12 protein-coding genes are annotated in these 9,615 nt (G+C 62.1%); 7 read left to right on the plus strand and 5 right to left on the minus strand.

Going from position 1 to position 9,615, the window contains the following annotated elements; all coding sequences use genetic code 11:
• Positions 1-40: 40 nt before the first annotated feature.
• The gene (locus J2R99_RS13680) at positions 41-706 is read right to left on the minus strand and encodes a PilZ domain-containing protein (protein ID WP_307154992.1); all 666 of its coding nucleotides are present in this window, start codon (positions 704-706) and stop codon (positions 41-43) included.
• Between the two features lie 219 nt (positions 707-925).
• Here J2R99_RS13680 and J2R99_RS13685 point away from each other — a divergent pair, with 219 nt between their 5' ends.
• Positions 926-1,621 carry a rhomboid family intramembrane serine protease gene (locus J2R99_RS13685; protein WP_307154993.1) on the plus strand — a complete coding sequence of 232 codons (696 nt, stop codon included), beginning with the start codon at positions 926-928 and terminating at the stop codon, positions 1,619-1,621.
• Positions 1,622-1,734: 113 nt separating this feature from the next.
• Positions 1,735-2,163 carry a CBS domain-containing protein gene (locus J2R99_RS13690; protein ID WP_307154994.1) on the plus strand — a complete coding sequence of 143 codons (429 nt, stop codon included), beginning with the start codon at positions 1,735-1,737 and terminating at the stop codon, positions 2,161-2,163.
• A gap of 9 nt (positions 2,164-2,172) precedes the next feature.
• Here the strand turns inward: J2R99_RS13690 and hisI are convergent, their stop codons facing one another.
• Positions 2,173-2,580: a phosphoribosyl-AMP cyclohydrolase gene (hisI, locus tag J2R99_RS13695; RefSeq protein ID WP_307154995.1), complete on the minus strand. Its 408-nt coding sequence runs from the start codon at positions 2,578-2,580 to the stop codon at positions 2,173-2,175.
• A gap of 19 nt (positions 2,581-2,599) precedes the next feature.
• On the minus strand, positions 2,600-3,220 hold the full coding sequence (gene folE / locus J2R99_RS13700) for a GTP cyclohydrolase I FolE (RefSeq protein ID WP_307154996.1): 621 nt from the start codon (positions 3,218-3,220) through the stop codon (positions 2,600-2,602).
• A 123-nt stretch (positions 3,221-3,343) separates the two neighbouring features.
• Here folE and J2R99_RS13705 point away from each other — a divergent pair, with 123 nt between their 5' ends.
• From J2R99_RS13705 to thrS, 3 genes are read left to right on the plus strand one after another with little or no spacing between them, the layout of a single operon-like run.
• On the plus strand, positions 3,344-3,841 hold the full coding sequence (locus tag J2R99_RS13705) for an iron-sulfur cluster assembly scaffold protein (protein WP_307154997.1): 498 nt from the start codon (positions 3,344-3,346) through the stop codon (positions 3,839-3,841).
• Positions 3,842-3,845: 4 nt separating this feature from the next.
• Complete coding sequence (yidD, locus tag J2R99_RS13710; RefSeq protein WP_307154998.1) at positions 3,846-4,199, plus strand: membrane protein insertion efficiency factor YidD; 354 nt, start codon at positions 3,846-3,848, stop codon at positions 4,197-4,199.
• A gap of 37 nt (positions 4,200-4,236) precedes the next feature.
• Entirely contained in the window at positions 4,237-6,228 is a 1,992-nt protein-coding gene (gene thrS / locus J2R99_RS13715; protein WP_307154999.1) for a threonine--tRNA ligase, read from the plus strand.
• Positions 6,229-6,245: 17 nt separating this feature from the next.
• On the opposite strand, the gene J2R99_RS13720 is transcribed toward thrS, so the two are convergent.
• On the minus strand, positions 6,246-7,379 hold the full coding sequence (locus J2R99_RS13720; protein ID WP_307155000.1) for an RgsD C-terminal domain-containing protein: 1,134 nt from the start codon (positions 7,377-7,379) through the stop codon (positions 6,246-6,248).
• A 77-nt stretch (positions 7,380-7,456) separates the two neighbouring features.
• Between J2R99_RS13720 and J2R99_RS13725 the strand changes: the two genes are divergently transcribed.
• The gene (locus J2R99_RS13725; RefSeq protein WP_307155001.1) at positions 7,457-8,068 is read left to right on the plus strand and encodes a nitroreductase family protein; all 612 of its coding nucleotides are present in this window, start codon (positions 7,457-7,459) and stop codon (positions 8,066-8,068) included.
• A gap of 9 nt (positions 8,069-8,077) precedes the next feature.
• A complete protein-coding gene (locus J2R99_RS13730; RefSeq protein WP_307155002.1) occupies positions 8,078-8,695 on the plus strand; it encodes a flavin reductase family protein in 618 nt (205 codons plus the stop codon).
• On the opposite strand, the gene J2R99_RS13735 is transcribed toward J2R99_RS13730, so the two are convergent.
• Positions 8,661-9,581 (minus strand): HpcH/HpaI aldolase/citrate lyase family protein, encoded by a 921-nt coding sequence (locus J2R99_RS13735; RefSeq protein WP_307155003.1) that lies wholly within the window; start codon positions 9,579-9,581, stop codon positions 8,661-8,663. The genes J2R99_RS13730 and J2R99_RS13735 overlap by 35 nt on opposite strands.
• Positions 9,582-9,615: the final 34 nt, after the last annotated feature.

The following is a 9,615-nucleotide window of genomic DNA, read 5'->3' on the forward strand; positions in this document are numbered from 1 at the left end:
GTTAAAAAGATGTTGTTGTGGAGGTAAGGAAAGAGCGGTGTCACAGGCTTCCGTCTGTGAAGAACTCTTCCTCGATAATTCGCTCGATCTCTTCTTCCGACATGATGCGCATAAACTCGATGGCGACGCCGTCGCTGAAATGGCGCACGACGCGGCCTCCAAGCCGGCCGAGGTTGACGCGCGAACCAATCGGAGGGCGCTCTGAAATCGCGATGGCGGCGCCCGTCTTCGACATATCGATGATCTTGCAGTCGACCTGCCTGCCCCCGGGCAGCGTCACCCGCGTTTCCGTGGTGGCCGGCACACGCCGCACGGAGCGGCGGTCGTCTCGGAGCTTGAGCACGTCGCGGCGTCCAAGCCAGGCGAGGGTGTTCGCGAGCTTTTCCCGCTTGCGCGCCGAAGCCGTGATCGTGATGGCGAAACCATTTTGCGTGTGACGCGTGATGATGCCTTCAATGCGCCCGATCTGTTCGGCATAGATGATGATCTTCTCGCCGACGTTCCCTTTGACGGGACTGATGATCGCGGCTCCGCCCGCGGACACGTTGCGCATCTCGCACGGGTTCTCTTGCTGATCCGCAAACATGCAACGGCCAAGCAGGCTGACCTCGACGCGCTCGTGCTGACGACGATTGCTGTCGGGATCCTCCACGGTGAGTTCCACCGTCTCTTTGGGCGTTTCAGTGTTTGTGGAAGCGATGGTCATTGCTCGTGAAGCCAGGAGCCTGATGCAAAACTATCATGGTGCAAGTTAACCATCTGTAAGCGTGTGTGGCAGAAAGAAACAGTGTTTTTCCAAGTCTTTTCCTTGCCCGGACGCTCTGTGCTTGCGAAGGGATGAAGCGTAATCCCCTCGGATGCTCCCCTTTTCGCCTTTCACCGAAGAAGCGATCCCACCCCCATGGAAGAACGAGAACGAGAGAGAATGTTCAACCTGCCGACGGTCCTCGTATGGACGGTCGGCGTGCTCCTGATCGTGCACATCATCCGCGCCCTGCTGCCTTATCAGAGCGATGTCGAAGTGCTGATGATGTTCGGCTTCGTGCCGGTGCGCTACACGGGTGCGGCTTCGTTCCTGCCCGGAGGGATCGCGGCCTGTTGGTGGACGCCTCTCACTTATGCACTCCTGCACGCCGACTGGCTGCATCTTGGCGTGAACGTCCTCTGGATGCTGAGCTTCGGCAGCGCCGTCGCCCGGCGTTTCGGAACGTCACGCTTCCTCGTCCTGCTGCTGGTGACGGTTGCAGCCGGGGCGCTTGCACAGTTTCTGGCGATGCCTGGGAACGAAACGCTCGTCATTGGAGCTTCCGCCGGTGTCTCCGGAGTGACGGCCGCGGCCGCGCGCTTCGCCTTTGCGCCGGGTGGTCCTTTGGCAGGTGGCGGCGTCCGCCCGGAGGCCTACCTTGTGCCAGATCCGGGGCTGAAAGCGAGTCTTCTCAATCCGTACTCCGCCTTCTTCATTTTGATGTGGTTCGGCATCAATCTCTTATTCGGTGTCGGAGGCCAGATGCTCCCGGGCGTGGGCGGTGCAATCGCCTGGCAGGCCCATGTCGGCGGATTTCTCGCGGGCCTTCTTCTATTTCCCCTGTTCGATCCGGTCGGACGCGGAGCCCGTTCATAGGATTTTGGTTCTTCGAGAAAACTCAATCTCAGAAGAGTTCAAACTTATGCCGTCTCGCTCTAGGATACTGATAAACGGACCAAGCAAAGGTCCGCATTCGGGGAGGACTAGAGATGCATGTACGGCAATTGCTGGAGAGCAAAGGCAATGACGTCGTGACGTGCCGGCCGCAGATGAGCCTGCACGAAGTCGCTGTCACATTGTCAGAACATCGTATCGGCGCGGTCGTTGTGACCGAGGGCGCGGTCATCAAAGGTATTCTGTCGGAGCGGGACATCGTGACGGCGGTCGCGCGCGAGGGAACTGGTGCGCTCAGCCAGCCGGTGGCGAATTTCATGACAGCGCGCGTGCGTATCTGCCGAATGCATCATACGACCGATGATCTCATGGAGATGATGACCAATGAGCGGTTTCGCCATTTGCCCGTCGAGGAGGATGGCAAGCTCGTCGGAATCGTGTCGATCGGCGATGTCGTCAAGCGGCGGATCGCAGAGATTCAAAACGAAGCCGAAGCGATCCGGGAATACGTGACGCAGGGCTGACCCGACCGCCTAATCGCGCATACGGAGGTGGAGACCGTCGGGCCTTGCCTCCGCAACGCGGTAGAAGCAATCGGTACGACCGGTGTGGCAGGTCTTGGCGCGATCTTGGACGGCAACGCGTGCGAGAAGACAATCCTGGTCGCAGTCGATCCTGAGCTCGATCAGCTTCTGGATCGCGCCCGAAGTCTCGCCCTTCTTCCAGAGCCTGTTCCGGGAGCGGCTGAAATAATGCACCTCGCCGGTGGCGAGTGTGAGATCCATAGCCTCGCGGTTCATCCACGCCATCATCAGAACGTCGCCGCTCGCCGCATCCTGCGTGATGCAGGGCAGGAGGCCTGCTTCGTTGAAGCGCGGCCGAAAATCCTGCGTCTCTTCGATGGCGGCCAAAGGAGAGGCCGTAGCTTGATCATCCCGCATCGACATCGCCGTTCGTGGATCAGCGGCCTGTCGGACGCACGAGATTGAGGAATTTTTCGCGTTCTGCCGCCTCGTCATGGAAGAGACCGGTGAAGCGCGATGTCATGGTGGAGGAGCCTTGCTTCTGCACACCGCGCATCGACATGCACATATGTTCGGCTTCCACCATCACGGCGACGCCACGTGGGCTGAGCGCATTTTCGAGCGCATCGGTGATCTGAGCCGTCATCGTCTCCTGCGTTTGCAGGCGGCGCGCATAGGCTTCCACGACCCGCGCCATCTTCGACAGGCCGACGACGCCGTCGTTCGGGTAATAGGCGATATGCACATGCCCGAAGAACGGCAGCATGTGATGCTCGCAGTGCGAGTAGAAGGCGATGTCGCGGACCAGCACCATGTCGTGATAGCCGCCCACATCTTTGAAGGTGCGCGCGAGCAATGTCCCCGGATCCTGAGGGTAGCCGGAGTAAAGCTCTTCATAAGCCGAAACCACGCGCCGCGGCGTGTCGCGCAAACCCTCGCGATCGGGGTCGTCCCCGAGCCAGGCGATCAGCGTTCGCACGGCAGCTTCTGCCTCCTCTCGGCTCGGCCTTCGACCCGCCACCGCGGTCGAGGAGAAGAGCTTCAACGTGCTGTCCATCTTGCGTCCTTTCGAGACGTGCCGGCCGCTCTCGGGTGGAGGTGTGACGCCGGCCTGTCGAACCTATATAAGGCGAAGTAATGATTTTGCCCAAGCTCGGCCACCCCCCGAGCGGAGTGACCTATGATCGACGACGTCTATAACGCCAAAATTCTGGAATTCGCAGGGAACATTCCCCGGATCGGCCGGCTTGCCGATCCCGACGCAAGCGCCAAGGCGCATTCGCGCTTGTGCGGCTCGACGGTGACGGTCGATCTGAAGCTGCAGGATGGCCGGATCGCGGATTTCGCGCACGAGGTGAAAGCCTGTGCGCTCGGCCAGGCCTCCTCATCCATCATGGCGCGGACGGTGATCGGTTCGACGCCCGAGGAGTTGCGGCAGGTCCGTGAGGAGATGCGCGCCATGCTCAAGGAGAACGGGCCGCCACCACAAGGGCGCTGGACCGATCTTCGTTTTTTGGAGCCGGTCCGCGATTATAAGGCGCGGCACGCCTCGACCATGCTGACTTTCGACGCCGTCGTCGATGCCCTCGATCAGATCGAGGCGGTGGGCGTGGAAAGTCCCTCTTCGAGCGAGACGGGGCAGCACCAGGCATCGGCTGGCGCCGGTCAGGCTGCGTGACATTATGGCGAGGGCCGAAGGATCAGACGGCGGGCACCTGAAGCCGCGCCGCTTCTCGCCTGTCGCCAGTGGGCTCCTCGGACTGATCAGGATCTATCAGCTTTCGCTTTCCTCGATCATGGGGCGCACCTGCCGGCATTTGCCGAGCTGTTCAGATTATACGAGCGAGGCGATCCGCAACTTCGGCGCCTGGCCCGGGCTTTGGATGGGGCTTGCCCGCTTCTCGCGGTGTCATCCTTTCGGCAGCAATGGGCTCGACCCGGTGCCAGCCCGCTTGCCCGACAATGCCCGCTGGTATACGCCGTGGCGCTACGGCCTGTGGACTGGCCGACACATCACCGAACGCTTTTCGGATTGAACTATGGAGCGGGCCGTTGGGCCCGGACTTTGCTGTCATGAGCCGGATTAGACTTCCCGACGGCCAGGAGCGCAGCTTGCCCGAAGGGGCAAGCGGTGCCGATCTCGCTGCGTCGATCTCCAAATCTTTGGCGAAGAAGGCCGTTGCCGTCGAAGTCGACGGGCAGCTTGCCGATCTCGCCGACAGGCTGCCGGAAGGCGCCACGGTGAAGATCGTCACGCGCGAGGACCCCCAGGCGCTTTCCCTCATTCGTCACGATTGTGCGCATGTCCTCGCAGAGGCCGTGCAGGAGCTCTTTCCCGGCACGCAGGTCACGATCGGGCCTGTGATCGAGGACGGCTTCTATTACGATTTCTTCCGTCAGGAGCCATTCTCGACCGAGGATTTCACGGCGATCGAAGCGAAGATGCGTGAGATCATCGCGCGCAACCACCCCTTTACGAAAGAGGTGTGGGGTCGCGATGAGGCGAAACGGGTCTTCGGCGAAATGGGCGAGCAGTTCAAAGTGGAGCTCGTTGATGCGATTCCGGAAGGCGACGACGTCAAGATCTATCGCCAGGGCGACTGGTTCGATCTTTGCCGTGGCCCGCATATGGATTCGACCGGCCGGATCGGGGAAGCCTTCAAGCTGACGAAACTCGCCGGTGCCTATTGGCGCGGTGATTCCAGTCGCCAGCAGCTCCAGCGCATCTACGGCACCGCTTGGGCTTCGAAGAAGGAGCTCGACGCCTATCTCACCATGATCGAGGAGGCGGAAAAGCGCGACCACCGCCGTCTCGGGCGCGAGATGAACCTGTTTCATCTGCAGGAAGAGGCGCAGGGGTCGGTCTTCTGGCATCCGAAGGGCTATGCCGTGTGGCGGGTCCTGGAGGATTACATTCGCCGGCGCCTCGATGAGGATGGCTATGTGGAGGTGAAAACTCCGCAGCTCCTCGATTCGAGCTTCTGGGAGAAATCCGGGCACTGGTCGAAATTCCGCGAAAACATGTTCGTGGTTCCCGACCAGACCCCGAATACGGAAGAAGACGGGCCGGTCCTCTCCGACGAGGTCGATACCTGGCTGGCGCTCAAACCCATGAACTGCCCGGCGCATGTTCAGATCTTCAAGCACGGGATCAAATCCTACCGCGACCTGCCGATCCGCATGGCGGAATTCGGCTGCTGCCATCGCAACGAAGCGCATGGCGCGCTGCATGGGCTGATGCGCGTCCGGCAGATGACGCAGGATGATGCGCACATCTTCTGCACGGACGAGCAGGTGGTGAGCGAAACCGAGCGTTTCCTGAAGCTGTTTGCGCGCGTGTATACCGATATGGGCCTCACCAATATCCGCTATAAGCTCGCGACCCGGCCGGAGACGCGGGCGGGTGATGATGCCACTTGGGATCGTGCCGAGAAGTCTCTCGCCGATGCTCTCACCGCGGCCGGCGTGGAGTTCGAGATCGCCGAGGGCGAGGGAGCGTTCTACGGCCCGAAGCTTGAGTTCCACCTGACCGACGCGATCGGTCGGACCTGGCAGTGCGGCACCTATCAGCTCGATTACGTACTGCCGGAGCGGCTTGATGCGTCTTACGTCGGTGAGGATGGCGAACGTCACCGTCCGGTGATGCTGCATCGTGCCGTCTTCGGAACCTTCGAGCGCTTCATCGGCATCGTTCTGGAGCATTATGCCGGGCGCCTGCCGCTGTGGCTCGCTCCGGTGCAGGCGGTCGTCGCGACGATCGTTTCGGAAGCCGACGATTACGCGCGTGAGGTGGAGGAGAAGCTGAAGGCTGCAGGCCTTCGTACTGTCGCCGACCTCAGGAACGAGAAGATCAATTACAAGGTCCGCGAACATTCGGTTGGCAAGGTGCCGGCGATGCTCGTCGTCGGCCGCCGCGAAGCGGAAGAGGGCACGATCTCCCTGCGCCGTCTCGGCCAGAAAGATCAGATGACCTTGCCTCTCGAAGAGGCGCTCCGTCGTCTGAAAGAAGAGGCGACACCGCCGGACCTTCGGCCAGCCGGCGAAGCCCAAGCCGCCGCGGCATAAGTCTCAGCTGCCTGGCTCTAGCGAGCCAGGCGCATCCCTTCCGGTCGAACGAGGTCGGTCAGCCGCACTTCCACGTCGCGGTTCATTCCCGCTTTGATTTCGAAATCGCGGGCATAGGTCGTGTCGTCGTGGCGCGCGACCGCGGTGTAAGTGCCTTCCGCAAGGATGATGTGCGGGAAGGCGCCGACCGATTCGTGAATCGTATCGCCGCCTTGCGTCAGCACCGTCCAGCGTGTGTTGGCGAGAGCTTCGCCGCCTTCCTGTTCCACGAGCTTGAGCGTCACTTCGGCACCAGCATGGTGGATGATCGCCTCGGTCAGCTCGCCGGGCTTCACCTCTATTTCCGCACGCACGATGGCGTTGAGTGTGCCGTACCGGCTGACGACGCTGTAGGTGCCGGCATGCAGACGCACGATGTGGCCGGCTTCCGCGTCGGGCGTGACGAGCTCGCGCTTGTCGTTTTCCGCCTCATAGAAGATCTCGAAGGTGACCTTGTCCTCGTCGACGGGGAAGTCGTCACCGACCACGGCCGACAGGCGAAGGCCGCCCGCCTCCAGCACCAGATCTTCGGTTTCCGGAATGCCGTTCAATTCGATGCGCTGCGTCGCGCCCGCCCGGCCGAAGGCGGCGTGCACATAATAGGCGCCGTCGGGCAGGGTGAGTCTCGCCGTCCCACCGGACGAGGTTGCGATCAACGGCAGGCTGCCGTCTTCGCCCGGAGTGGTGCCGAAGATCCTCCAGGTCAGACCCTGGGTGAGGTCGGGTCCGTCATCTGTCAGGCGCGCATTCAGCGTGAGAACGTTACCCCCGAGCAGCAATCCCTTCGCATCGCCGTCCGGATTGTTCGGAAAGATGATGGTTTCTTCCGGCCCGGGAAGGTTGAACTCTTCTGATGGCGCGATGAAGTCGAGCTTGTGGGGCGGATCTTCCTGCCGGGGCGGCGGAGGGCCGTCTTTGCGAAAGAAGCTCTTCGGATCGCCTCTCTGCGGAGGGGCGCCCGGGCCCAGATCTGAGGGGCCGGGTCCGAAGAAGCCCGCTCCGCCGCCGCCCGGACCTTCCTGAGCGAAAGCTGTTGCGGACACGATGGGTCCGCCAAAGGCGGTCGCCGCAGTCGCGAAAGCTAGGACAATTGCCGGGGTGAAGCGGATCATCTGCTCATGCTGTTGGAGGTTCACTGTGGTCGTAAGCGGCGAACCATGTCGATTTCAAGGTTGAAACGGCCGAGGCCATGATGGAAACCGTTCGGCGCAAAGGCAAAATGACACAGGCGACGATGCACGACCTTCTCGACCATCTGCGCAAACGTCGGAGTACACCCTCCGTCCAGCTTGGCGATCCGGGACCGGATCCAGATACGTTATCCGATATTCTGACCATCGGCGCGCGGGTGCCCGACCACGGCAAACTCGCACCCTGGCGCTACATTATCTATAGCCGTGAAGACCGGCAACGTTTGGCGGAAACGCTGAAGGCGTTGGTCCTGGAGAGCGGCGATCCGGAGGCGGAACGAAAAGCGGGAAAGGCCGTCCAGTTTGCGGTTGCGCCGCTCGTCATCGGCGTCATCTCGACAGCGGCTGCGCATGCGAAAGTGCCAGTCTGGGAGCAGGAGCTGACGGCGGGTGCCGTTTGCATGAACCTCCTTCATGCCGCCGCGGGTCACGGTTTCGGCGCCCAATGGCTGACGCAGTGGTTCGCCTTCGAGGCGGAAGCGCTTCGTACGCTCGGCGTCGGCGAGGATGAGAAGCTTGCCGGCTTCATCCATATCGGGACGGCGAGCCAGGAAACGCCGGAGCGCGACCGGCCGGATATCTCCGCGCTCACCACTTTCTTTTCCAACTGAGGATTTCAGATGCGTTATACGCCGCGCCTGCGGGACCACGGGCTTGCACATGATCCGTTCAAGGCCATTGTTGCGCCGCGCCCGATCGGCTGGATCTCCAGCCTCGATCCGGAAGGGCGTCTCAATCTCGCGCCCTATTCCTTTTTCAACGCCGTCTCCAACGACCCTCACATCGTGATGTTCTCGTCCTTTGGTGAGAAAGACAGCGTGAAGAACATCGAGGCGACTGGTGAGTTCGTTTGCAATCTCACGACGTTTGATCTCCGCGAGGAGATGAATGCGACCTCTGCCGCCTATCCGCGCGGGGTGAGTGAGGCGGAAGAGGCGGGGCTCGCCATGGAGGAGAGCGCCGTCGTCAAGCCGCCGCGCGTTCGCGATGCCCCGACAGCGCTCGAATGCCGGCTTCTCAAGGCGGACCGTCTCGCCGGTCTCGACGGGCAGTGGTCCGGCAACATCGTCGTTTTCGGGGAAGTCGTCTCGATCTATGTCGATGACCGCTTCATCCGCGACGACCGCTTCGACATGGCGGCGGCCCGAACGATCGCGCGCTGCGGCTATTTCGACTATGCCGTGGTCGATGGTCTCTTCGAGATCATTCGCCCGAAGGACCCGGAGGTGACGGGCTGACGATCTTACGGATCTGGGTGATCTGAGCGGCGCGTGCGACAAGGCGTTCGGCTCGTCGCAGATCGCTCTGATCGCAGGCAAGCCCCTCGATCGCGAGCGCGCCCGGATTTCCTGCAGCTCGGAAAGCGGCAATGAGGGCTTCGGCCGCCGCGATCTCGTCGGGGCCTGGCGTAAACGCATCGTTGATGGCCGCCACCTGTGAGGGATGAACGGCGATCTTCCCCGCGAAGCCCTCCTTTGCGCCCTTGGCCGCTTCGGCGGCAAGCCCCCCTGAGTCGGCAAAGTCGTGATAGGGGCGATCGATGGCATCGACATGTGCTGCACCGGCGGCAAAAAGGCACAGATTGCGTGCGAGCGCAGACGGGTTTCCCCAGTCGCCGTCTTCATCGCTCTCCCTCTGGCGCCCGATTCCCGCCGCAGACCTGTCGCCGCACCAGACAAGGCCGCAGAGGCGCGCAACGTCGCCGGCATAGCTTCCGAGCGCCAAGACGGAATCGGGCCGATCTCCTGCGACTGCGAGAATGCGTGTGCCGCCGTCGGGGAGACCGTGAAGCGCTTCGCGAACGGCGATGCGCGCGCCGAGGAGCACGACATCGTCTTTTCCCGCCGCGGCCGACTGCACGATGCCGGTGGGCGCACCGGTCATGACGTGGTCGAGATCGCCCTCGCTCAGAGGGCTCTCGAGATCGTTGATGCGCACGAAGAGGCGAGGGTGCATGAGACCGATATGCCTGCGCAAAAAATCTGTCGCCAGCTTTCGGGCCGTGCCCTTGTCCGGCGGCGCCACCGAATCGGCGAGGTCGAGAATGAGCGCGTCGGCGCCGCTCGTCAGCGCCTTCGCAAGCTTCCTGTCGCTGTCTGCGGGCACGAGAAGATAGGAGCGCATGATTTTCACCCATAGTTGGGGACAGAGGAGGGCG

This window comes from Rhodopseudomonas julia, from assembly GCF_030813515.1.
In the GTDB taxonomy this organism is placed as follows: domain Bacteria; phylum Pseudomonadota; class Alphaproteobacteria; order Rhizobiales; family Afifellaceae; genus Afifella; species Afifella julia.